Annotated in this window: 20 protein-coding genes; 15 read left to right on the top strand and 5 right to left on the bottom strand. The window is 59.5% G+C overall.

Translation table 11 applies throughout. From position 1 onward, the window contains the following. Positions 1–36: 36 nt before the first annotated feature. Both olsF and L085_RS15855 read right to left on the bottom strand, forming a co-directional pair. Positions 37–1758, bottom strand: coding sequence for an ornithine lipid synthase OlsF (gene olsF / locus L085_RS15860; RefSeq protein WP_015377973.1), 1722 nt, complete (start codon positions 1756–1758; stop codon positions 37–39). A 155-nt stretch (positions 1759–1913) separates the two neighbouring features. Next, positions 1914–3584, bottom strand: coding sequence for a DUF4091 domain-containing protein (locus L085_RS15855; RefSeq protein ID WP_044031160.1), 1671 nt, complete (start codon positions 3582–3584; stop codon positions 1914–1916). A gap of 465 nt (positions 3585–4049) precedes the next feature. On the opposite strand from L085_RS15855, the gene L085_RS15850 reads away from it, so the two are divergent. From L085_RS15850 to uspE, 13 genes are all read left to right on the top strand, one after another. Then, on the top strand, positions 4050–5303 hold the full coding sequence (locus tag L085_RS15850; RefSeq protein ID WP_044031159.1) for a sugar ABC transporter substrate-binding protein: 1254 nt from the start codon (positions 4050–4052) through the stop codon (positions 5301–5303). Between the two features lie 78 nt (positions 5304–5381). Continuing rightward, positions 5382–6323: a sugar ABC transporter permease gene (locus L085_RS15845; RefSeq protein ID WP_044031158.1), complete on the top strand. Its 942-nt coding sequence runs from the start codon at positions 5382–5384 to the stop codon at positions 6321–6323. A 10-nt stretch (positions 6324–6333) separates the two neighbouring features. Next, positions 6334–7152 carry a carbohydrate ABC transporter permease gene (locus L085_RS15840; RefSeq protein ID WP_004938251.1) on the top strand — a complete coding sequence of 273 codons (819 nt, stop codon included), beginning with the start codon at positions 6334–6336 and terminating at the stop codon, positions 7150–7152. Between the two features lie 21 nt (positions 7153–7173). Then, positions 7174–8286, top strand: a complete 1113-nt coding sequence (gene ugpC, locus L085_RS15835; RefSeq protein WP_004938255.1) for a sn-glycerol-3-phosphate ABC transporter ATP-binding protein UgpC — start codon at positions 7174–7176, stop codon at positions 8284–8286. Positions 8287–8306: 20 nt separating this feature from the next. After that, on the top strand, positions 8307–9590 hold the full coding sequence (locus tag L085_RS15830) for a Gfo/Idh/MocA family oxidoreductase (protein ID WP_044031157.1): 1284 nt from the start codon (positions 8307–8309) through the stop codon (positions 9588–9590). Between the two features lie 18 nt (positions 9591–9608). Continuing rightward, complete coding sequence (locus L085_RS15825) at positions 9609–10583, top strand: ROK family protein (protein ID WP_049870676.1); 975 nt, start codon at positions 9609–9611, stop codon at positions 10581–10583. A gap of 265 nt (positions 10584–10848) precedes the next feature. Beyond that, positions 10849–11619: a transcriptional repressor AgaR gene (gene agaR, locus L085_RS15820; protein ID WP_004938263.1), complete on the top strand. Its 771-nt coding sequence runs from the start codon at positions 10849–10851 to the stop codon at positions 11617–11619. A 26-nt stretch (positions 11620–11645) separates the two neighbouring features. Continuing rightward, positions 11646–12812, top strand: coding sequence for an SIS domain-containing protein (locus tag L085_RS15815; protein WP_044031156.1), 1167 nt, complete (start codon positions 11646–11648; stop codon positions 12810–12812). Between the two features lie 9 nt (positions 12813–12821). Continuing rightward, positions 12822–13676, top strand: coding sequence for a tagatose bisphosphate family class II aldolase (locus L085_RS15810; protein WP_044031155.1), 855 nt, complete (start codon positions 12822–12824; stop codon positions 13674–13676). A gap of 306 nt (positions 13677–13982) precedes the next feature. Next, positions 13983–14294 (top strand): hypothetical protein, encoded by a 312-nt coding sequence (locus L085_RS15805; protein WP_015377982.1) that lies wholly within the window; start codon positions 13983–13985, stop codon positions 14292–14294. 219 nt (positions 14295–14513) lie between these two features. Next, positions 14514–15038 (top strand): methylated-DNA--[protein]-cysteine S-methyltransferase, encoded by a 525-nt coding sequence (gene ogt / locus L085_RS15800; RefSeq protein WP_044031154.1) that lies wholly within the window; start codon positions 14514–14516, stop codon positions 15036–15038. Positions 15039–15318: 280 nt separating this feature from the next. Continuing rightward, a complete protein-coding gene (locus L085_RS15795; protein WP_004938278.1) occupies positions 15319–16083 on the top strand; it encodes an FNR family transcription factor in 765 nt (254 codons plus the stop codon). A 126-nt stretch (positions 16084–16209) separates the two neighbouring features. Then, positions 16210–17172, top strand: a complete 963-nt coding sequence (uspE, locus tag L085_RS15790) for a universal stress protein UspE (RefSeq protein WP_004938281.1) — start codon at positions 16210–16212, stop codon at positions 17170–17172. A gap of 61 nt (positions 17173–17233) precedes the next feature. Here the strand turns inward: uspE and pntB are convergent, their stop codons facing one another. From pntB to L085_RS25405, 3 genes are all read right to left on the bottom strand, one after another. Further along, the gene (pntB, locus tag L085_RS15785; protein WP_015377983.1) at positions 17234–18628 is read right to left on the bottom strand and encodes a Re/Si-specific NAD(P)(+) transhydrogenase subunit beta; all 1395 of its coding nucleotides are present in this window, start codon (positions 18626–18628) and stop codon (positions 17234–17236) included. Positions 18629–18638: 10 nt separating this feature from the next. Then, positions 18639–20168 (bottom strand): Re/Si-specific NAD(P)(+) transhydrogenase subunit alpha, encoded by a 1530-nt coding sequence (pntA, locus tag L085_RS15780; RefSeq protein WP_044031153.1) that lies wholly within the window; start codon positions 20166–20168, stop codon positions 18639–18641. Positions 20169–20317: 149 nt separating this feature from the next. After that, on the bottom strand, positions 20318–20587 hold the full coding sequence (locus tag L085_RS25405; protein WP_144240700.1) for a hypothetical protein: 270 nt from the start codon (positions 20585–20587) through the stop codon (positions 20318–20320). Positions 20588–20705: 118 nt separating this feature from the next. On the opposite strand from L085_RS25405, the gene ydgH reads away from it, so the two are divergent. After that, a complete protein-coding gene (gene ydgH / locus L085_RS15775; protein ID WP_044031152.1) occupies positions 20706–21656 on the top strand; it encodes a DUF1471 family protein YdgH in 951 nt (316 codons plus the stop codon). 243 nt (positions 21657–21899) lie between these two features. Beyond that, the gene (locus L085_RS15770; protein WP_044032061.1) at positions 21900–23291 is read left to right on the top strand and encodes an amino acid permease; all 1392 of its coding nucleotides are present in this window, start codon (positions 21900–21902) and stop codon (positions 23289–23291) included. Positions 23292–23423: the final 132 nt, after the last annotated feature.

The raw sequence follows: 23423 nt of genomic DNA, 5'->3' as shown, positions 1-23423 counted from the left end.
CGTGCTTAGATCAAAAAGGCATGAGTCAGACTGTAGTCATGCCGTCTCGGCCGGCTGCGGCTGGTGCACCGCGATGTAACGCTGATACCGCGATGGCTTGAGCCGCGTGGTATCCACCAACACCAGCCCGTCGATACAGTTGTTGAACGCCGGATCGGTGCCAAAGTCGATAAACTGTACCCCGCCCGGCTCGCACAGTTCGGTGTACTGCTTGTACAGCGTTGGGATCGAGCAGCCGATATTGCTGAGCAGGCTCTTCAGCCGCACCAGATCTTCCTGGTAGTTGTCCCCGGCAAACTGCGCCAGCACCTGCGGCAGCGACGCCGGATAAGGCCGCCGCGACTGCGCGAACGCGTGATCCGGCGAGAAATAGAGCCGATAGAAGGCGATCAGCAAATCACGTGCTGCCAGCGGCATGCCGCCGGAGATCGACACCGGGCCGAACAGATAGCGGTACTGCGGGTATTTCGACAGATAGGCGCCGATGCCCAGCCATAAATAGTCCAGCCCGCGCTTGCCCCAATAGGCCGGCTGAATGAAGCTGCGCCCCAGTTCGATGCCCTGCGCCAGGATCGGTTCCATATCGCGGTCATAGTGGAACAGGCTGTTGCTGTAGATGCTCTCCAGGCCCTTACGCGCGATTTGTTCGGCGGTGGGGATAAAACGATAGGCGCCGACGATCTCCAGCTCCTCCTCGTCCCACAGCACCAGGTGGTAGTAATCGTCGTCGTAGCTGTCCAGATCGCGGCGGCGGCCGGATCCTTCCCCCACCGCGCGGAAAGCGATCTCGCGCAGGCGCCCCAGCTCGCGCAGGATCGGCGTGCGCGCTTCATCGTGACGGCGATAGAGATAGATGGTTTTGCCGTCCGGCGTTACCCCCAACCGTTCGCAGTTCGCCAGCGCCTTTTTCAGCTCCAGACGATCTTCCGGCAGCGCGATCGGCGATTCGCTGGCGAACAGCCCCGGCTTGCCCTGGCCCAGACGATAGACGTGGCGGCGAAAACGCTCCGCCAGATCCTTGGCGCTGGTGTGGCCGTCGTGCCAGTTGGCGAACGGCACGCGGCCGCCGACGCGGATCTTGATACGCCCGCCCCGCTGCTGGAACATTTCGCGCACCAGCAGCAAGGTCGACAGCGGCCGGTAGACCAGAGAGGTAAAGTAGAACAGGTTGCTGTTGCGTGCGCTGATGTGGATCGGCACGATCGGCGCGCGCGCTTTGGCGGCCAGGCGCAGAAAACCGGTATGCCAGTGGCCGTCGCGGATGCCTTTCGGGCTCATGCGCGACACTTCGCCTGCCGGGAACAGGATCAGCGCCCCCTGGTTGTCCAGCTGCTGCTGCATGCCTTCAATCTGTTTGCGGCTGGTTTTATAAGCGACGTTATCCACCGGCACGAACAGGCTGCGCAGCGGTTCAATGTAGGTCAGCAGCTGGTTGGCCACCACTTTCACGTCCGGACGCACCGCGGCAACGGCGCGCAGCAATACCAAGCCGTCGAGCGAGCCGATCGGGTGATTGGCCACGAGCACCACCGGCCCCTGGCTCGGGATATTTTCCAGATCGCCGTCCACCAGCTCGCAGCTGAGGTTAAAGTAGTCCACCACCTGCTCGATCAGATCGAGCCCTTTCAGATGGGGATAATCGGCGGCGAACTGTTTGAATTCTTTTTCGAAGAGAAGGGTTCTTAGCAGGCTGCGCTGCCAGGCGGGGGTATTGCGGTGTGGAAATGCATCTTGCAACAGAGAATCCAGGCTGAACATCGCGTTATCTCCTGACGTAGTCGCTGCAAACTTAAGCCAGAGCCGTGACTCTGACATGTCAGTTACATGACAATAAAGTGAATCCATCGACTATCAGGTATAGCAAAGTAATGGCGAATTGGGAGCGAAAGACGCATTTTCGCCCCCACTTGCCTTCACATCGGCGCCAGCAACGCTTCGATGCGACGGTTTACCGCGTCGCGCAGGCGCAGCAGCGGCCCGGCCTGGTGCGGATAACGCTTGAAGGTGATGCGCATGCCCAGCTCACTTTCTATAAGCGCTTCCACCGTCGCCCGATCGGTCAAACTCTCCAGCAGCTGCAGCGCGCGCATGTCTTGCAGCCCCTGGTGCAGCACCCGCAGGCGCAGCGACTCCACCGGCTGCAGATCCTCACCGGGGTAGACCACGAACGGATCGCCGGAGGGAAACGCATGGCCGCTGTCGGTCACCGCGTACGGATTGATGCGTTCACGCGAATGGGCGCTGTTATAGAAGTTGAATCCCCAGTGCAGAAAGCCGGCGATGCGGTACAGATACAGCTGCACGCCCAATATGCGGTTGCGCGCCGAAGGCTGAGCGAAGAAGCGATTGGCGACCTCGGTCTTCTGCACGCAGCAATAATAGGCCCACAGCCCGGGCACCCGGTGTTCGATAAAGGGTTCGATATGGTCGGTCGCGGCCACCGGGGTCTCCACCAGGCCTTGCTGATAGAACGCGAAATCCGACAGCGCGTCGAAGGTGCGAAAACCGCCCAGCAACGGCCGCAGCGCGGCGCTGGCACGCTGGTAGGCCGCCAGGTTGTCCAGCGTCGGTTCATCGGAAATGTGGAACCACACCTGCCGTTCCAGCCCCCGTTCGCGAAACCAGGCGGTCAACGCCGGCAGCAGCGCGTGCAGGAAACGCTGATACGCTTCGCCCTGCGCATCGGTGTGCCAGCCGAACAGCGGCAGCGTCTCGCCCTGATCTTCTACCACTATCTTCGGCGCATGCGCCGCGCCCCATTGGGTAAACAGCGGCGCGATCTCGAAATGCTCGATGCCCTCTTCCTGTGCCAGCGCCACCCATTGCGCCAGACGGCTGAAATCGAAGCCGAACCCCTGCGCCGAACGCGTCACTTTCACCAGCTGCACCGTGGTGCGTTCACCGCCGACGGCGGTATCCAGCGGCGGCGTAAACAGCGGCGTCAACAGCATATTGACGCCGGCCTGCACCGCGCAGCGCACAAAGTTGCGCACCGCGCGCCAGTACGCCGGGCTGAACACCGCCAAACGGTAGTAATCCGCCAGGCAGTCGGTGTGCAGCCATTCGGTGTGCAACAGCGTTTGCGGCGGCAACGCCGCGGGCACCAGATGCAGCGTCAGTGTGGCCTCGGCCAGCGCCTCGCCGCTCTGGGCATCCAGCAGCCGCAGGGTCAACGGAAAGTCTCCGGCCAGTTGCGCGTCGACCGGCGGCGTCAGGGTCAACCACAGGCTGCCATAATAGCGGCAGGCGGCAAAAAAACGCCGTTGCGGCAGCGGCATCAGCGGATCGGGAAATAAGCCTGGCTCGGTGGTCAGGTAATTCTCATCGGTCTCGCGATAACAGGGAAAACCGCTCGGCACCGATTGCACCTGGCGCACGCTGATATACTCCGCCAGCGGCCCGTCGAGTTGATAACACAGCTCATGGCGAGTCTCGTTGCCCGGAGTTTGCAAACAGTACACCGCCTGCCAGGACAGCACCTCGTTATTTAACCCGCTCAGCCGATTTTCCACGGCAATGGGCGGCATATTTTGGCGATGAAATACTTTTTCCAGGCAATGCGTAAATACCAGAGACAGGCGCATGATATTTCGCCCTCTTTATTTTGGATGAATAAATGTTGTGAGATTCAGGCTAGCGTCTTTTATCGTCACAAACAATAGCCGGCAATAAAAAACGTTCAAGTGCCCTCCTCGGACAGCCCCAGCAAGATTTTTTTGTTTATTTGCATCACAAAAATGAAAGAAGCTGAAGCTTGCACAATAAAAATATTTTTAATCCCCATTATGGTGCAAGGGTTATCAGTTATTCCTATGCCTGCGAAGGCCGCTAAATGCCGCGCCACCGGGGAAAAACCCCGCTAAAAGGTTAATGAGATGTAAACAGAAACCCCTTTCACTTGGCCGTAAAAGCCTTTCGATTTTAACAACAATGAAACATTGTCGCCCCATTTTTGGGCGTTTGGGGGTGTATTGACACATTGAAAGTTAAGGGATAGAAAGAATTTACGTTGCGAAAAACGCTATTCGTCGCTCACCGAGGGGAAAGCAATGTCACCGATAAAAAATACCGGCCGCCTACTGGCGCATTCTATTCTTGCCAGCGCATTATTATTACCCACACTGCTCCATGCCGCAGATAAAATAACTTTACGCTATGCCGTTTGGGACAGAAACCAATTACCCGCCGAACAGGAGATTGCCAAGCGCTTTGAACAGGCTAATCCGGATATAAAAATAGAAATAGAATTAACTCCCTCGGCGCAATATTTCGTTAAATTAGATTCCGCCGCCGCCGGCGGCGTAGCGCCAGATATATTCTGGATCAATATGCCTTATTTTGTGCAGTACGCCAAAAACGGCATTATGGAACCGTTGGCGCCCTATATTAAGGACAGCGGCCTTAAACTGGACGACGTGGTCGCCAGCTCGGTGAAAGCCTATCAGTACGACGGCCAACAGATGGCCATCCCGCGCGACGTCGATTCCATCGCCGTGTGGTACAACAAAAAACTGTTCGATCAGGCCGGCGTCAGCTATCCCACCAGCGACTGGAGCTGGGACGATCTGAAGAGCAAGGCCGCCGCGCTGAAAAACGGGCTGAAAGGCGCCGCCTTCCCGCTGGTGATGGACCTCAGCATCGACGGCCAGGACAGCTACATGAACCTGCTGTTCCAAAACGGCAATCACATCGTGCCCAAGGATGGCCAGCCTACCGACATCGCCAACGACAAGTCCATCTGGGTCTATCAGCAACTGCAGGGCATGATGAAAGACGGCCTGATGCCGAGCGCCCAGCAGATGAGCGAAGTCAAAACCGAGAACATCTTCCAGTCCAACCGCGCCGCGATGGTCTATGCCGGTTCCTGGCTGGCGGCGCCGTTCGCCAATAACCCGCTGATCAACGACCACATCGGCGTGGTGATGATGCCCAAAATTGAACGCCAGTCCGGCGTGGCCCACAGTTTGGCCTTCGCCATGTCGGCGAAAAGCGCCCACAAGCAGGCCGCCTGGAAATATATCGCCTTCATGAGCAGCGAGGCCTCACAGGCGGAGCTGGCCAAGGTGGTGATCCCGGCCAACAAGACGGCGGCCAAAGTCTGGGCGCAGCAGATTCAGAAAGTCGACGTCTCGCCTTACATCCAGACCCTGGAAGTGACCCAGGCTTACCCCACCGCCGGCACCAATACGCCGAAGTGGCAAAACATGTGGATCGCCAGCCTGAAGAAGATCTTTATGGGCGCGGACGCCAAACAGGAAATGGACAAATCGGTCAAGAAGATCGCGCGCGTCATGGAGCAGTAATCGCCCCGCCGCGGCGCGCTGCCCCGAGCGCGCGCCGCGGTGGACCCACGCTGAACGTCATAGGTGAGGAATGGCAACATGTCTCTGGCAGAAACGGCTACGGTCACCCTGAAACCATCCCGGCGCACCGCCCGCCCCGCGCTCAATCGGCTCGAACGCGCCGAACGCTTCTGGGGCTGGGTGATGATCCTGCCGCTGCTGTTGGGGGTGACGGTGTTTTACCTGATCCCCTTTTTGCAGAACATTTTCTACAGCTTTACCGATCTGAACCAATTCATGCGCTGGAGCAGCATCAGCGTCGATAACTATCTCAACCTGTTTGAAGACGACGACTTCTACACTGCCGCCGCCAACACCCTGTTTTACGTGGTGGTCTGCGTGCCGATCAGCCTGAGCCTGTCGCTGCTGCTGGCGATTGGCCTCAACCAGAACATCCGCGGCAAAGGCCTGCTGCGCACCCTGCTGTTCCTGCCGGCGGTCACCATGCCCGCGGCGGTGGCCATGGTGTGGCAATGGCTGTTCAACAAGGATTTCGGCCTGATCAATCAGGCGTTGGGCCTGCTGCACATTGCGCCGGTCGCCTGGCTGTCCGATCCGGACGTGGTGCGCATCAGCGTGTCCATCATCATCATCTGGTCGTCGCTGGCGCTGAAGATCATCATTTTGCTGGCCGGGCTGCAGAGCATTCCGCGCCAGCTGTACGAAGCGGCGGATATCGACGGCATCCCCACCCTGCGGCGCTTCTTCTGCATCACGCTGCCGATGATGGTGCCGACGCTGTTCTTCGTGTCGGTGATGAGCTTTATCGAGATCCTGCAAGTCTTTGACGTGGTGTTCCTGATGTTCGACCGCGCACTGGTGGAGAACGACGTGATGACCGTCACCAACCTGTTCTACAAGTACGCGTTTTACCTGCAGGAAAAAGGTTACGCCTCCGCCATCACCGTGGTGCTGTTCGCCGTCACGCTGGTGATCACCCTGATTCAAATGGCGATCGGCAAGCGCCTGAAAGTCAGCTGAGGAGCTGCACATGAACGCAAGCAAGAAAACGCTGGTGTACCTGTTTATGGGGCTGGCGGCGCTGGCCTCGGTGGTGCCTTTTATCTGGATGCTGGTGACCTCGCTGAAAACCCAGGCCGAGAGCATTCAGATCCCGCTGACGCTGCTGCCGGCGCATCCCAGCCTGCAGGCCTACGGCCGGGTGATGCACGAAATCCCGTTCGCCGGTTTTTATCTCAACTCGCTGCTGGCGACCTTCTTCACCGTCACCCTGCAGATGGCGATCGCCACCCTGGCCGCCTATGGCTTCTCGCGCCTGCATTTTCGCGGCCGCGACGCGGTGTTTCTGGTGTGCGTGTCGATCCTGATGGTGCCCGGACAGGCGTTTCTGATCCCGCAATTCCTGGTGGTGCAGAAGCTGGGGCTGGTCAACAGCATCACCGGGCTGGTGCTGCCGGGCATTTTCAGCGTTTACGCCACCTTTCTGCTGCGCCAGTTCTTCCTGGCGGTGCCGAAGGAGATGGAGGAAGCGGCGTTGATCGACGGTTACAGCTACTTCGCCATCTTCTGGCGCATCATGCTGCCGCTGATCCGGCCCGGCATTATCGCCTGCGTCATCATCAACGGCCTGTGGAGCTGGAACAACCTGATGTGGCCGCTGATCGTCAATACCACCACCGAGAAGCTGACGCTGCCGGTTGGGCTGGCCTCGCTCTCCAGCCGCGCCGGGGTGGAATACCCGTTGCTGATGGCCGGGGCGCTGATGGCGGTGATCCCGATGCTGATGCTGTTCATTATTTTCCAACGCTATTTCATCCAGGGCATCGCCAGCGCCGGGGTGAAAGGCTAACGCGCAGACAAGGTAAACGACATGGCCGGAATTCAGTTAAACAGCGTTAAAAAAGTGTACCCCAACGGTTTCCACGCGCTGCACGGCGTCGATCTGGACATTGAGGATGGGGAATTTATGGTGTTCGTCGGCCCGTCCGGCTGCGCCAAATCCACCCTGCTGCGGATGATCGCCGGGCTGGAGAGCGTCAGCGAGGGGCAGATCCTGATCCACGATCGCTGCGTCAACGACAGCATGCCGAAGGATCGCGGCGTCGCCATGGTGTTCCAGAACTATGCGCTGTACCCGCACATGACGGTGTACAAGAACATGGCGTTCGGCCTGATCGGCAAAGAGAGCAAGGCCGAGATCGACCGCCGGGTGCGCGACGCGGCGGAAAAGCTGGAGATCACCAATCTGCTGCAGCGCAAGCCGGGCCAGCTCTCAGGCGGCCAGTGCCAGCGGGTGGCGGTCGGCCGCGCCATCGTGCGCAAACCCAAGGTGTTCCTGTTCGATGAGCCGCTGTCCAACCTCGACGCCAAGCTGCGGGTGTCGATGCGCGTGCAACTGATCGAACTGCACAACCAGCTGAAGCAGGAAGGCGCCGCCGCCACCATGGTGTACGTCACCCACGATCAGGTCGAGGCGATGACCATGGGCGATCGCATTTGCGTGATGAACCGCGGCGCCATCATGCAGGTGGATAAACCGATCAACCTGTACCACCACCCCGCCAACCGTTTCGTCGCCGAGTTTATCGGCAGCCCGTCGATGAATTTGCACGATCTGGCGATCGTGCGCGACGGCCAAACGGTGCGGCTGCGTATCGGCCTGCAGCACCAGCTCGATCTGCCGCCTGCGCTGCAACGGCAATTGGCGGACTACCCGCATGCGCGGGTGTGTCTCGGCATCCGGCCGGAGTCCTTGCGGCTGTGCGCGCCCGGCAGCGCCAACTGTTTCCCGGCGCAGATCGTCACTATCGAGCGCATGGGCAACGAAGAGCTGCTGCACTGCGAACTGGCCGATCTGCGCTTCGTGCTGCGCATGGCGTCGCTGCCGGATTGGGAGCCGCGCCTCGGCGAAAACATTCATCTGGCATTCGATCTGACGCGCGCGCATTTGTTCGACGAGCTCAGCGGCCAAAACCTCAAATAACAACAGCGGAGTATCCAGCAATGTCGTCAACACAACCCAACAGCTTTGCCCATCGCCCGGTGCGGGTGCTGGTGGTCGGCGCCGGGGCGCGCGGTGAGATCTACTCGCGCTATGCGCTGGCGCATCCCGATTTGATGCAGGTGGTGGCGGTAGCGGAACCACGTGACGCCTACCGCGAGCAGTTCGTGGCGCAGCATGCCATCGCGCCGGAAAACGTCTTCACCGACTGGCGCCTGGCCGCCGACGCCGGCAAGCTGGCCGACGCGGTGCTGATCTGCACCCAGGATCAGATGCATCTGGAGCCGGCGCTGGCCTTCGCCCGCCAGGGCTACGCCATGCTGCTGGAAAAACCGCTGTCGCCGGACGCCGACGAGTGCCGCGCCATCGTCGCCGAGGTGACGCGCCAAAAGCTGATCTTCTCGGTCGGCCACGTGCTGCGTTACACCCGCTATACCCAAAAGCTCAAGCAGCTGCTGCGCGACGGCGCGATCGGCGATATCGTCAGCCTGCAACATTTGGAACCGGTCGGCTACTGGCATCAGGCCCACTCCTTCGTGCGCGGCAACTGGCGCAACGATCGGCAGGCCGCCTTTATGCTGCTGCAGAAATCCTGCCACGACATCGACTGGATCCGCTACGTGATGGAGCAGCCCTGCGAACAGGTCAGCTCCTTCGGCAACCTGCGCCACTTCCGCCGGGAAAACCAACCGGCCGGCGCGGCGGACAACTGCCTGGATTGCGCGGTAGAGGCAAACTGCCCCTATTCCGCCAAACGCATCTATCTAGGCGACAATCACAAGGCTACGCCCGGTTTTCTGCGGGTGCTGACGCCAGAACCCGACCAGACGACGCTGCGGGCGGCGCTGCGCGACGGGCCTTACGGCCGCTGCGTCTACCGCTGCGACAATAACGTGGTCGACCATCAGGTGGTCAACATGCAGTTCGCCGGCGGCCGCACCGCGTCGTTCACCATGACGGCCTTTACCCGCCACGAAGATCGGCACACCCGCATCTTCGGCAGCCGCGGCTGCCTGGAGGGCGACGGTCGCCATATCCGCATCACCTCGTTCCTCGACGACGGTGAAACGCATTACGACACCGACGCCGGCCAGGATCTGCACGCCATGGCCGGCCACGGCGGCGGCGACTACTACCTGATGCAGCACTTTATCGCGGCCATTCGCGCCAACGATCCGAGCCAGGTGCTGGCCGGCCCGGCGGAAGCGCTGGAGAGCCACCTGATGGTGTTCGCCGCCGAACGCGCACGCCGCGAGGCGGCGGTGGTCACCCTGAGCGGAGCCTAAAGCATGGCGATGAGACAGATGCGTTACGGCTTCGACATCGGCGGCACCAAAATTGAAATGGCCGCTTACGATCGCCGGCTCAATCAGGTGCTGCTCCAGCGGGTGCGCACCCCAACCGGCGATTACGGCGAGTTCGTGGCCTGCATCGCCGGGCTGGCCGAGCAGGCGGATCGCGAACTGCACACGCGCGGCAGCATCGGCATCGGTTTACCGGGGATCACCGATCCCGTCAGCCGCCGCCAGTTAGCGGTCAACGTGCCCTGCCTGACCGGGCATTGCCTGGCGGATGACCTGACGCAGGCGTTGGCGCGACCTATCGCCATCGAGAACGACTGCCGCTGCTTCGCGCTGTCGGAAGCCAGCACGCCGCAAACCGCGCACCTGCCGCTGGTGTTCGGCGCCATCATCGGCACCGGTGCCGGCGGCGGCCTGGTGGTGAACCGGCAACTGCACAAGGGGCGCAGCGGCGTGGCGGGCGAATGGGGCCATATGCCGATATCGGCCCAGCTGGCGCAACGTTACGATCTGCCGCTGTTCAGCTGCAACTGCGGGCTGACCGGCTGCTTTGAACGCTACGTCTCCGGCAGCGGGCTGCTGGCGCTGAGCGGCCATTTCTCCCATCCGGCCGCTGACGTGCCGGCGCTGGTCGCCTGCTATCGTGCCGGTGATGCGCTCGCACAACGGTTGATGACCATGTACGTCGACATCCTGGCCTGCGCGCTGGCCGGCTTACAGCTGCTGTTGGACGTCGATGCTTTCGTGCTGGGCGGCGGGCTGTCCAACGTCGGCGAGCTGTACCGGCTGTTGCCGCCGGCGATGCGGCGCTGGCTGCTGCCTGGCATGGAGCCGGCGGCGGTGTTCCCGCCGGTGCACGGTGACAGCAGCGGCGTGCGCGGCGCAGCGCTTTTAAGCGCGCCGGCATTAAAAAAAACAGTGAAAGCCCGGCGGTTGTCGAGCGATCGCTGCGGCTTTCGGCATCGATGGACTGAATGAATAAGCGCTGGGAATTGGCGACTGAAAAATAACGAATTTGCCGTTTTCACTTTGCGTTAACACCGCTTTCGGTTGCCGCTCAACCGAAAGCAAAATCAAATATAACCAACTGATAGATATAGATATTTTAAAATTAATCGATTGCATTTCAGTGTTTCGTTTGCTGTAATTCGCCACGAACAACTGAAAGCGCTCCGGTCGGTATCGCTGCGGCTTATTAAGCCGCGGTCGGGCACGGCTACAGGTAAATCAGGAGTCTGCATTAATGATCAATACCGCAAAACGCCGGGAATTAATTATCGACCAGCTGTGCCGCGAGGGCACGGTGCGCGTGGAGCAGCTTAGCCAGCAGTTTTCGGTGTCCAGCGTCACCATCCGCAGCGATCTGCGCCAGCTGGAAAAACACGGCTGCGCGGTGCGTGCCTACGGCGGCGCCATGTTGAACAAACAGTTCGCCTTCGACCGCCCGCTGCAGGACAAGGGCCGCATCAATCGCGACGTAAAACACGCCATCGCCTGCGCGGCGGCGGCGCTGATTGAAGACGGCGACGCCGTCATCCTCGACTCCGGCTCCACCACCAGCCAAATGGCGCCGCAGCTGGCGGGGAAAAAGGATCTGGTGGTGATGACCAACGCGCTCAACATCGCTTTCGAACTGGCCAACAACGAGCAGATCGACCTGATGGTGGTCGGCGGCAGCGTGCGCCGCAAAGCCTGGTCGCTGTACGGCCCCGCCGCCGAACAACAGCTGCGCCAGTATCGGTTCGACAAGCTTTTTCTCGGCGTCGACGGCTTCGATCTCGCGAGCGGCATCACCACGCCGGATCCGGGCGAAGCGCAGCTGAACCGGGTGATGTGCGAGGTGGCGCGCGAAGTGATCGCCATCGCCGACGCCAGCAAATTCGGCCGCACCAGCTTTTGCATGATCCGCGACATCGGTCAGATCCACCGCCTGGTCACCGACAGCCGCATTCCTGAACACTATCTGCAGGCGCTGCACCATTTAGGGATCGACGTGATTATCGCCGACCGTTAATCGAGGCTTTTTAAGGAGCTGTCATCATGAACGCGTATTTCTCTTACGAGACGAATTGGCTGAAGCAGCGCAACGCCTGGCATACCGCCGCAGAAATTTGGCAACAGCCGGATTTGTGGGCGACGCTGCATCGCCAACTGCAGGATCAACAGGCGCAGTGGCAGCCGTTCCTGGCGCCGCTGCTGGCCAATCCGCGCCTGCAAATCGTGCTGTGCGGCGCCGGAAGTTCGGCATTTGCCGGCCGCGCCCTGGCCCCCTGGCTGCGCGAACGCACCGGCCGCGACGTGGTGGCTTACGGCACCACCGATATTGTCGCCAACCCGCTGCAGTATCTCGACCCTGACCGGCCGACGCTGCTGGTCTCCTTCGCCCGTTCGGGCAACAGCCCGGAAAGCGTGGCGACAGTGGAGCTGGCCGATCAATTGCTGCCGGAAAGCTATCACCTGATGCTGGTGTGCAACCCGGACAGCCGGCTGGCGCAGTACGCGCATCAGCGTGGCAACGTCTGCTCGCTGGTAATGCCGCATGGCGCCAACGATCAGAGCTTCGCCATGACCTCCAGCTTCAGCTGCATGATGCTGAGCGCCGCGCTGCTGCTCGGCCCAACGTCGCTTGAGGCCGCCCAGGTGCCGTTGAACGCCATGGTGCAGCGCTGCCGCACACTGCGCGAAACGCTGCAACCGCAGGTGAAGGCGCTGGCCGCCGGCGGTTTCCGCCGCTATATCACCCTCGGCGGCAGCTGCTTTACCGGCCTCGCCGAAGAGGCTTCGCTCAAGATGCTGGAGCTGACCGCCGGCCGAATCGTGACACGCTACGACTCGCCGCTTGGCCTGCGCCATGGCCCGAAATTTATGGTCGACGGCCAGACATTGGTGGTGCTGATGTTCTCCCACCACGACTACGCCCGCCAGTATGACCGCGATCTGTGGAACGAACTGCAGCGCGACGGACTGGCAATGCAGCTGGTCGGATTGACCGGCGAACGCCAACCTCTCGCCGATGCCCTGCTGCATATGCACGATGCCGCTGACGATATCTGGCTGCTGTTCCCGTATCTGCTGTTCAGCCAAATGCTGGCCTTCGAGAGTTCGCTGGCGCTGGGGCTGACCCCGGACAACCCTTGCCCGACCGGCGAGGTTAACCGGGTGGTGAAAGGCGTGACGATTTACCGTTTTCCTTCCCCCGAGCTGTAAGGAGATCCCATGTATCTGATAGCCAACCGAGACATGCTGCTCAAGGCGCAGCGCCAGGGTTACGCCGTGCCGGCGTTTAACGTTCACAATCTGGAAACCGTGCAGGTGGTGGCGGAGACCGCCGCCGAGCTGCGCTCGCCGGTGATCATGGCCGGCACGCCCGGCACCTTCAACTATGCCGGCACCGACTACCTGATCGGTATCTGTCAGGCGGCCGCGCACCGCTACGATCTGCCGCTGGCGCTGCATCTGGATCATCACGAAGCGCTGGACGACATCGAGCACAAGGTAAAAAGCGGCATCCGCTCGGTAATGATCGACGGTTCCCATTTGCCGTTCGAGCAGAATATCGCCAAGGTGGCCGCCGCAGTGGCCCTGTGCCACCGCTACGGCGCCAGCGTGGAGGCGGAGCTGGGCCGCCTGGGCGGGCAGGAAGACGATTTGATCGTCGATACGGCGGACAGCTTCTATACCGATCCGGCCGCCGCGCGCGAGTTTGTCGCCGCCACCGGCATCGATTCGCTGGCGGTGGCGATCGGTTCCGCCCACGGCCTGTACCACGGCGAACCCAAGCTGGATTTTGAGCGCCTGGCGCTGATCCGCGAACAGGTGGACGTCCCCCTGGTGCTGCACGGCGCCTCCGGCATTCCGGAAGCGATGGTCAAGCGCGCGATCTCGCTCGGCGTTTGCAAGGTCAACGTCGCCACCGAATTGAAAATCGCCTTCGCCGATGCGGTAAAAAGCTACTTTTCACAGCACCCGGATGCCAACGATCCGCGTAAATACATCGTCCCCGGCAAGCTGGCGATGAAAGAAGTGGTGGCGGACAAGATCCGCATCTGCGGCAGCAGCGGCATGCTGTAATCCCGCTCTCGCCCCCGTTGCTGCCGCCGCGCAACGGGGACGAAAACGGCCCGCCCTTGTCTGACTTTCCTGAGAGAACGATCACAGCCTGTTATCCCGCCTGCGCCTTAAATCATTAACCGGCCTTCACTATGATCCAAATCATGGTTTTACTCATCCTACCTCCCTATTATCAAATTCATTGAATGCGGGCAGTAGGATTTTTGCCCATTCGTTTTTATTTCTCCAAGCGAAATAGCTTATTTGATGAAAACAAGCGCGCTTGTTTTTTAATTGGCAGTGTTTTTACTCTGAAAGGAACAGCATATGAACCATTACTTAGCCGTATTAAGCGCATTGGTCATTCTGCCCTTCGCTCTGCAAGCAAAACCGCTTTCCGGCAGCCAGGTCGCCTCCGGCGTCGTGCGCTTCACCGGCGCCATTACCACGCCGGCCTGCACCGTCAAACATCAGGATGAAAAGCTTATCTCCAGCTGCTTCGGTAAAGTGACGGAATATCAGAACGGATATATATCCTCTTCGTTAAAAGAGATGCCAAAAGAATTAGTTTCTGCCGTCAGCAGTGAGTTGGTGAATAACGATCCCCATTTAAAACGCGTGACTATCAGCTATAAGTAAGCACAAAGCGTTACTGCCTGCTGAAATAATAAACAAGACACAGCTTGTCTTGATGACTTATAAATTTATTTTATAAATTTATCGCACAATAACTCCCCGCCTTACCGTAAGCCGGCTATTCGGGCAACCCTGCGGTTGCCCATCAGCATGTCCGAAATCCGCCATCGCTCCCTCCCAGTTCATGCGATAATCGCCACACTAAACTGAGGAGTGAGCCAGATGCAGACTTTTTTGATTGATCGTACCGCCACGCCGGTGGGAGAACTGGTGCTGATTGCCGATGAACAGGGGCGCCTGCGGGCGATCGACTGGACCGATCACGAAGCGCGCCTGATGAAGCTGCTGAACACCCACTACCGCGCCGAGCGGTTCACCCTGCGCGAACAGCGCGATCCCAGCGGGCTAACCGACGCCATGCAGCGCTATTTCGCCGGGGAGCTGAGCATTATCGATCGGTTGCCGGTGATGACCGCCGGCACCGAGTTCCAGCGCACCGTCTGGCAACAGCTGCGCCAAATCCCCTGTGGCGAGATCCTGACCTACGGCCAGCTGGCGCAACGCATCGGTCGTCCGACCGCCTCGCGCGCCGTCGGCATGGCCAACGGTTCAAATCCGATCAGCATCGTGGTGCCCTGCCATCGAGTGATCGGTTCGCAGGGCGCGCTGACCGGCTATGCCGGCGGCGTACAGCGCAAGCAGTGGCTGCTGCAGCATGAAGGCTACCTGCCGAAAAGTTTGCTGTAGCCGCTGCGATCGGCTTATCCAGCGCCATTGTTTGGCGCTGCTTAATAAAGCACAGTGCCCAACGCCGCGCTCGTGCCCGCAGGGCACTATTAATAACTTGTGTGAATAGAACGCATAAGTCACAAATAATACTCATAACTTCAGTCCGATACAGAATAATCGGCGGCATGTGTGCGCAAAATTCGCACACAATACCCCTATTCATGCTAATGCCACCCTTATCAGCTGCAGCAAAAGATGTTAAAATTGACTCATATCAATTATTGAATGAGCGTAATCTATGATCCCGGAAAAACGCGTGATTCGTCGTATCCAGTCTGGTGGTTGTGCGATCCATTGCCAGGACTGCAGCATCAGCCAGCTGTGCATTCCTTTCACCCTCAATGCTCACGAGCTGGACCAGCTCGACAACATTATCGAGAGGAAGAAGCCCATCCAGAAAGGCCAGACCTTGTTCAAGGCCGGCGACGAGCTGAAATCGCTGTACGCGATCCGTTCCGGGACCATCAAAAGCTACACCATCACCGAGCAAGGTGATGAGCAGATCACCGGCTTCCACCTGGCGGGCGACCTGGTAGGCTTCGACGCCATCGGCGGCCTGAAGCATCCGAGCTTCGCTCAGGCGCTGGAAACTTCGATGGTGTGCGAGATCCCGTTCGAGACCCTCGACGATCTGTCCGGCAAAATGCCGAACCTGCGTCAGCAAATCATGCGGTTGATGAGCGGCGAGATCAAAGGCGACCAGGACATGATCCTGCTGCTGTCGAAGAAAAACGCCGAAGAGCGCCTGGCGGCGTTCGTTTACAACCTGTCGCGCCGCTTTGCGGAGCGCGGCTTCTCACCGCGTGAGTTCCGGTTGACCATGACCCGCGGCGACATCGGCAACTACCTTGGGCTGACGGTGGAAACCATCAGCCGTCTGCTGGGCCGCTTCCAGAAAAGCGAAATCCTCAGCGTGAAAGGCAAATACATCACCATCGAAAACGCCGACGCGCTGTCGGTGCTGGCCGGTACGCCGCGCATCAACGTGACCGTCAACGCCTGATCCCCCCGCCGGATCAACATTTCACCGAAATTGTTGATCCGGCACGCTTCCGTTGTTGTTCTGTTTTTCAATGTTGGGTTACTCTGTAAATTAACAGACTGTTGATTTCAGCTGTAAGGAGGCCCTATGGCGAAGTATCAGAATCTTCTGGTGGCTATTGACCCCAATCAGGACGATCAGCCGGCATTGCGCCGCGCCGTATACCTGGTAAAACGGAACGGCGGGCGCATCAAGGCCTTCCTGCCCATCTATGACTTCTCTTACGAAATGACGACCCTGCTCTCCCCGGATGAAAGAACGGCGATGCGGCAAGGTGTGATCAGCCAACGCGCCGCCTGGATCAACGAGCAGTGCCGCTTCTATCTCAACGACGGCGTGCCGATCGAAATCAAAGTGGTTTGGCATAACCGCCCCTTCGAAGCCATCATTCAGGAAGTGCTGTCCGGTCAACATGACCTGCTGCTGAAAATGGCGCACCAGCACGACCGGTTGGAGTCGGTGATCTTTACCCCCACCGACTGGCACCTGCTGCGCAAATGCCCTTGCCCGGTGTGGATGGTGAAAGACCAGCCCTGGCCGGAAGGCGGCAAGGCGCTGGTTGCGGTCAATCTGGCCAGCGAAGAACCCTATCACGACCCGCTCAATATCAAACTGGTGCAAGAAACCGTCGAACTGGCGCAAAACGTCAACCAGACCGAGGTTCACCTGGTCGGCGCCTATCCCGTTACCCCGATCAACATCGCCATCGAATTGCCCGACTTCGACCCGAGCGTCTACAACGATGCCATTCGCGGCCAGCATCTGATCGCCATGAAGGCGCTGCGGCAGAAATTCTGCATTAAGGAAGAGTTCACCCACGTGGAAAAAGGCCTGCCGGAAGAGGTCATCCCCGATCTGGCCGAACATCTGCAGGCCGGCGTGGTGGTGCTGGGCACCCTGGGCCGTACCGGTATTTCAGCCGCCTTTATCGGCAATACCGCGGAACATGTGATCGATCATCTGAAATGCGACCTGCTGGTGATTAAACCGGAAAACTTCAACTGCCCGATCGAAGCGGATGAAGACGACGAACACGACGACGAAGATTAGGCTTCGCTCATAAAGAAACGGGCCGCTGAAAAGCGGCCCGTTTTTCTTTGGTTGCCCAATTCTACTTCTGCAGCGCCCGCAGAATCGCTTCCACGCTGTCTTTGGCGTCGCCGAACAGCATCTGGGTGTTCTCCTTAAAGAACAGCGGGTTCTGCACGCCGGCGTAGCCGGTGTTCATCGAGCGTTTGAACGCGATCACGTTCTGCGCTTTCCACACTTCCAATACCGGCATGCCGGCGATCGGGCTGCGCGGATCTTCCAGCGCCGCCGGGTTCACCGTGTCGTTGGCGCCAATTACCAGCACGGTATCGGTATCCGGGAAATCGTCGTTGATTTCATCCATCTCCAGCACCACGTCGTACGGCACCTTCGCTTCCGCCAGCAGCACGTTCATGTGGCCCGGCAAGCGCCCCGCGACCGGGTGAATGCCGAAACGCACCTTCACGCCGCGCGCCCGCAGTTTTTCGGTGATTTCCGCCACCGGATACTGTGCCTGCGCCACCGCCATGCCGTAGCCCGGGGTGATGATCACCGAGGTGGAGTTCTTCAACTGCTCGGCCACCTCTTCCGCCGTGGTTTCACGGTATTCGCCCATCTCTTCGGCTTCGCCGGTGGATGAACCGTCACTGCCGAAACCGCCGGCGATCACGCTGATAAACGAACGGTTCATCGCCTTGCACATGATGTAAGACAGGATGGCCCCCGAAGAGCCCACCAGCGCGCCGGTGACGATCAGCAGATCGTTGCTCAGCATGAAGCCCGCAGCCGCCGCCGCCCACCCCGAGTAAGAGTTGAGCATCGACACCACCACCGGCATGTCGGCGCCGCCGATCGAGGCGACCAGATGCCAGCCGAACGCCAGCGCGATCGCCGTCATCAGCAGCAGCGCTATCACCTGCCAGCCCACGCTGTCGGTGCGCACGAACGCCACCAGCAACAGGAACGAGATCACCAACGCCGCCAGGTTCAGCTTGTGGCGATTCGGCAGCATCAGCGGTTTGGAAGAAATGATGCCGCGCAGCTTGCCGAAAGCGACGATCGACCCGGTGAAGGTCACGGCGCCGATAAAGATGCCGAGGAACACTTCGGTCAGATGGATATTCGCCATCACCGGCTCCATCGGCGCGCCGTGATCCAGGTAGCTGTTGAAGCCGACCAGCACCGCCGCCAGGCCAACGAAACTGTGCAGCACCGCCACCAGCTCCGGCATTTCGGTCATCTCGACCTTCTTGGCCAGATAGACGCCGATCGAGCCGCCTATGATCATGGCGATGATGATCCAGCCGACGTTGCCGGAATCCGGCCCCAAGATGGTGGCGATCAGCGCGATCGCCATTCCGGCGACGCCGAACAGGTTGCCCTGCTTCGACGTTTCATGACGCGATAGGCCCGCCAGGCTGAAAATAAACAAAATAGCGGCAACAATGTATGCAGCTGTAACCAATCCTCCAGACATTTGTTACCCCTTAGTTCTTGCGGAACATCTTCAGCATGCGCTGAGTGACGGTGAACCCACCGAAAATATTGATGCTGGCGATCAGCACGGCGATAAAGGAGAGGAAACTCACCCAGCCGCCGTGGCCAATTTGCAGCAGCGCACCGACCACGATAATCCCTGAGATCGCGTTGGTAACCGACATCAGCGGGGTATGCAGCGCGTGGCTGACGTTCCAGACCACGTAGTAACCGACCACGCAGGCCAGCGCGAACACGGTAAAGTGCGACAGGAACTCTTTCGGCGCCGCGTCCGCCAGCCAGCCGAACAGCAGGATCGCCAGGGCCATCAGGCCATACTTCAGCCACGGGGAGGTCGGTTTGGCTTCGGGTTTGGCGGCCGGTGCGGCGGCGGGCGCCGCTTTCGGTTGGGCCGAGACCTGGATCGGCGGCGCCGGCCAGGTGATTTCACCGCTGCGTACCACGGTAACGCCGCGGATCACCGTATCGTCGAAATCGATGTCAATCTCACCGTTTTTCTCTTTCGACAGCAGCTTCAGCAGGTTGACCAGGTTGGTGCCGTACAGCTGCGAAGATTGGGTCGGCAAGCGGCTCGGCAGATCGGTATAGCCGATGATTTTCACGCCGTTGTCGGTCACGGTAATGGTGTCGGCCACGGTCAGTTCGCAGTTGCCGCCGGTTTGTGCCGCCAAATCGACGATCACGCTGCCCGGCTTCATCGACGCCACCATCTCTTTGGTGATCAGCTTCGGCGCCGGTTTACCCGGGATCAGCGCAGTGGTGACGATGATGTCAACCTCCGCCGCCTGCGCGGCGAACAGCGCCATCTCGGCCTTGATAAAGGCTTCGGACATCACTTTGGCGTAGCCGTCGCCGCTGCCCGCTTCCTCTTCAAAATCCAGCTCGAGGAACTCCGCCCCCATGCTCTGCACCTGCTCTTTCACTTCCGGGCGGGTGTCGAAGGCGCGCACGATGGCGCCGAGGCTGCCCGCGGCGCCGATCGCCGCCAGGCCGGCCACGCCGGCGCCGATGATCATCACCTTGGCCGGCGGCACTTTGCCGGCGGCGGTGATCTGGCCGGTGAAGAAACGGCCGAACTCATGCGCCGCTTCGACGATCGCGCGGTAGCCGGCGATGTTGGCCATCGAGCTCAGCGCGTCCATCGACTGGGCGCGCGAGATGCGCGGCACCGAGTCCATCGCCAGCGCGGTGACGTTGCGCGCCGCCAGCTTGGCCATCAATTCGGGGTTTTGCGCCGGCCAGATAAAGCTGACCAGCGTGCTGCCTTCGCGCATCAAGGCGATCTCGTCGTCTTGCGGCGCGTTGACTTTCAGGATCAGATCCGACTGCCACACTTCGCTTTCGTCCACCAGCGCCGCGCCGGCGGCTTCGTAAGCGACGTCTTCAAAACTGGCCAGTTTGCCCGCCCCGCGTTCAATCGCGACGGTAAAACCCAGCTTCAGCAGTTGTTCCACCGTTTTCGGCGTGGCTGCGACCCGGGCTTCATTGGTCAACCGCTCTCTTGGTACACCAATACGCATAATGTTCCCTTCTCACCTGTCTTGGATGATGTTTATTATTTTCCTGCCCATAGCATGGCGCCGTCGGCGAGCGTTGCGTTAACTTGCCCGCACTGATTTCAGGCGCCAACTATAACCTACTGAAAATAAGGTCGATGATCCATAATTGCTTACGCATTCATCCCTGTTTTTACATAAAAACGCCGCGCGCGATATGACAAATCGCAATTTACAGTGAAAAAATCCATACAGAACAGCACATTCTGCGTGACAAGAGGTTTACGCCCGGCGTAACGATTTATGGCCGCGCGCGGCGTAAAAGCATAAAAGTTATCATTTTGTGAATAATTAACATTAATGACACCAAAGCCGTTATTATGGAAACTTATGACGGCGGTGCCATCCGTGCGCCCCGCGTCGCCATCGGCGATTTGTCGCACGGGATAACATAAAATGCTGAGACAGTTTTCAGAATTACATGTAATAATCGACGGCTGAATTACACTTAAACAGTTCAGTACGTTATAAACGTTAATGCGCTAGGCGAAAGGATTTTTTATGAAGCTGAAGACCACGATCATCGCGTCAGCCTTGTTATCACTCACCGCGCTGTCTGCTCATGCGGCGCAAGAGTTAACTCCTGAGAAAGCAGCGGCGCTGAAGCCGTTTGATCGCATCACGATTACCGGCCGCTTCAATGCCATCAATGAAGCCGTCGACGCCGTATCCCGCCGTGCAGACAAACTGGGTGCCGATTCCTTCTATATCCAGGACAGCAACAACAGCAACAACGGCGGCAACTGGCGCGTCACCGCAGACCTTTATCATAAAGATGCGCCAGAAGTGAGCAAAACACCAAAATACCGCGTATTTAACGGCGTGAACGAACTGCCTAAAGAGGAAGCCTACCTGCTGGAGCCTTACGATACCGTGAGCGCCAGCGGCTTCTACCGCAGCCAGCCGGACATCAACGACGCCATCTCCAAAGAAGCGAAGAAAAAAGGCGCCGCTTCGTTCTTCATCGTGCGCCAGGTTGACGCCAACTCCGGCGGCAACCAGTTCGTCACCGCCTACATCTATAAGGCCGATGCGCCGAAACGCCGCGTGCAGAGCCCGGACGCCATTCCAGCCGATTCTGACGCCGGCCGCGCCGCCCTGGCCGCCGGCGGCGCAGCAGCCGCGAAAGTCGAAATTCCTGGCGTCGCGTCTTCCGGTTCGCCAAGCCGCGAAGTGGGCCGTTTCTTCGAAACCCAGTCCTCTACCGGCCAACGCTATACCGTCACGCTGCCTAACGGCACCAAGATCCAGGAAGTGAACAACGTGACCGCCGCGCAGATGGTGCCGTTCGATTCCGTCACCTTCACCGGCCACTTCAACAGCATGACCGATGTCTCCACCGAAGTGGCGAAACGCGCGGCCGAGAAAGGCGCCAAGTACTACCACGTCACCCGCCAGTGGCAGAACAAGAGCGGCGGCAACCTGACCGTCAGCGCCGATCTGTTCAAATAAAATCCGTTTTTAGGTTTACCATCGGGCAGCCCTTGAGCTGCCCGTTTTTATTGCCGCTTTTTCCATCGCGTGTTGAATAGTTTTTTGTAAATTCCGCATATTCAATCATTGCATCTCTAATCATCCCTCCGTAGAATTTGCGCCAATTTTTAGGGCTATTGTCTATTCGCGCAGTGGTTGTTAATACATTGTTGCCGCCAAGCAGTTCCCTTCCAGTTGTTTATTCTGCGTTCAGGATCCGTCATTGAAAAAAAACTCGGTCTTACCGCGCTAACCGCTTTGGTGCTCAGCTCGATGCTGGGCGCCGGCGTGTTCAGTCTGCCGCAAAACATGGCGCAGGTCGCCAGCCCCGCCGCGCTGTTGCTGGGTTGGGGGATCACCGGCGTCGGCATTCTGTTTTTGGCATTCGCCATGCTGTTGCTTACGCGTTTGCGTCCGGATCTGGACGGCGGCATCTTCACCTACGCCAAAGAAGGATTCGGCGAACTGGTGGGCTTCTGCTCCGCCTGGGGTTACTGGCTGTGCGCCGTGATCGCCAACGTCTCGTATCTGGTGATCGTGTTCGCGGCGCTGAGCATTTTTACCGATCGCGGTGGCAACGTTATCCTCGGTGACGGCAATACCTGGCAGGCGCTGATCGCCGAATCCGCCCTGCTGTGGATCGTGCACGCGCTGGTGCTGCGCGGCGTGCAAACCGCCGCCAGCATCAATCTGGCGGCCACCCTCGCCAAGCTGTTGCCGCTGGGGATGTTCGCCGTTCTGGCGGCGATCGTCTTTAAAATGGACGTGTTCACACTGGATTTCAACGGCATCGACCTCGGCAAACCGGTGTGGGAACAGGTCAAGGACACCATGCTGATCACCCTATGGGTGTTTATCGGCGTGGAGGGCGCGGTGGTGGTTTCCGCCCGCGCCCGCAATAAGAAAGACGTGGGCCGCGCCACTATGCTGGCGGTGCTGTCGGCGCTGGCGGTGTATCTGATGGTCACGCTGCTGTCGCTGGGCGTGGTGCCGCGCAGCGAACTGGCAGAGATGCGCAATCCGTCGATGGCGGTGCTGATGGTAGAACTGATCGGCCCGTGGGGAGACGTGCTCATTGCCGCCGGCCTGATCGTTTCCGTGTGCGGCGCCTACCTGAGCTGGACCATCATGGCGGCGGAAGTGCCGCTGCTGGCCGCGCAGCACGGCGCGTTTCCGCGCGTGTTCGGCAAGCAGAACCGCCATCACGCCCCGTCCTCTTCGCTGTGGCTGACCAACATCGCGGTGCAACTGGCGCTGGTGCTGATTTGGCTGACCGGCAGCAACTACAACTCGCTGTTGACCATCGCGTCAGAGATGATCCTGGTGCCTTACTTCCTGGTCGGCGCGTTTCTGTTCAAGGTGGCTTACCGCCGCCGCGACAAACGCCTGATCTTCGCCGCCACCGGCGCCTGCGTCTATGGCCTGTGGCTGCTGTACGCTTCCGGGCTGATGCACTTGCTGATGTCGGTGCTGCTGTATGCGCCGGGCCTGTTGGTGTTCATGTACGCCCGCCGCGGCCATCAGGATATCAATCTGCTGAATCGCCTGGAAAAAGGCAGCATCTTACTGCTGCTGGTGGCCACGCTGCCCGCCGGCTGGTTTATGCTGCACTAAAGTGCCCCGTCAATGCGGCTGCCCGTCAGCCGCATTTTGCTTCCTCTTTTTCCCCTGCTACCGCGTTTCCCCCCTTTGTACAGTCAGCCATGCGCCACGCTTGCGATCTCAAATGCAATTAATTATCATTAT

This window comes from Serratia sp. FS14 (genome assembly GCF_000695995.1).
GTDB classification, from domain to species: domain Bacteria; phylum Pseudomonadota; class Gammaproteobacteria; order Enterobacterales; family Enterobacteriaceae; genus Serratia; species Serratia nematodiphila.
This window is presented reverse-complemented; position numbering and strand designations above follow the sequence as displayed.

Coding starts and splice junctions, on each gene's coding strand:
- olsF (WP_015377973.1), bottom strand. CDS start 1,758: ATGTTCAGCCTGGATTCTCTGTTGCAAGATGCATTTCCACACCGCAAT.
- L085_RS15855 (WP_044031160.1), bottom strand. CDS start 3,584: ATGCGCCTGTCTCTGGTATTTACGCATTGCCTGGAAAAAGTATTTCAT.
- L085_RS15850 (WP_044031159.1), top strand. CDS start 4,050: ATGTCACCGATAAAAAATACCGGCCGCCTACTGGCGCATTCTATTCTT.
- L085_RS15845 (WP_044031158.1), top strand. CDS start 5,382: ATGTCTCTGGCAGAAACGGCTACGGTCACCCTGAAACCATCCCGGCGC.
- L085_RS15840 (WP_004938251.1), top strand. CDS start 6,334: ATGAACGCAAGCAAGAAAACGCTGGTGTACCTGTTTATGGGGCTGGCG.
- ugpC (WP_004938255.1), top strand. CDS start 7,174: ATGGCCGGAATTCAGTTAAACAGCGTTAAAAAAGTGTACCCCAACGGT.
- L085_RS15830 (WP_044031157.1), top strand. CDS start 8,307: ATGTCGTCAACACAACCCAACAGCTTTGCCCATCGCCCGGTGCGGGTG.
- L085_RS15825 (WP_049870676.1), top strand. CDS start 9,609: ATGCGTTACGGCTTCGACATCGGCGGCACCAAAATTGAAATGGCCGCT.
- agaR (WP_004938263.1), top strand. CDS start 10,849: ATGATCAATACCGCAAAACGCCGGGAATTAATTATCGACCAGCTGTGC.
- L085_RS15815 (WP_044031156.1), top strand. CDS start 11,646: ATGAACGCGTATTTCTCTTACGAGACGAATTGGCTGAAGCAGCGCAAC.
- L085_RS15810 (WP_044031155.1), top strand. CDS start 12,822: ATGTATCTGATAGCCAACCGAGACATGCTGCTCAAGGCGCAGCGCCAG.
- L085_RS15805 (WP_015377982.1), top strand. CDS start 13,983: ATGAACCATTACTTAGCCGTATTAAGCGCATTGGTCATTCTGCCCTTC.
- ogt (WP_044031154.1), top strand. CDS start 14,514: ATGCAGACTTTTTTGATTGATCGTACCGCCACGCCGGTGGGAGAACTG.
- L085_RS15795 (WP_004938278.1), top strand. CDS start 15,319: ATGATCCCGGAAAAACGCGTGATTCGTCGTATCCAGTCTGGTGGTTGT.
- uspE (WP_004938281.1), top strand. CDS start 16,210: ATGGCGAAGTATCAGAATCTTCTGGTGGCTATTGACCCCAATCAGGAC.
- pntB (WP_015377983.1), bottom strand. CDS start 18,628: ATGTCTGGAGGATTGGTTACAGCTGCATACATTGTTGCCGCTATTTTG.
- pntA (WP_044031153.1), bottom strand. CDS start 20,168: ATGCGTATTGGTGTACCAAGAGAGCGGTTGACCAATGAAGCCCGGGTC.
- ydgH (WP_044031152.1), top strand. CDS start 20,706: ATGAAGCTGAAGACCACGATCATCGCGTCAGCCTTGTTATCACTCACC.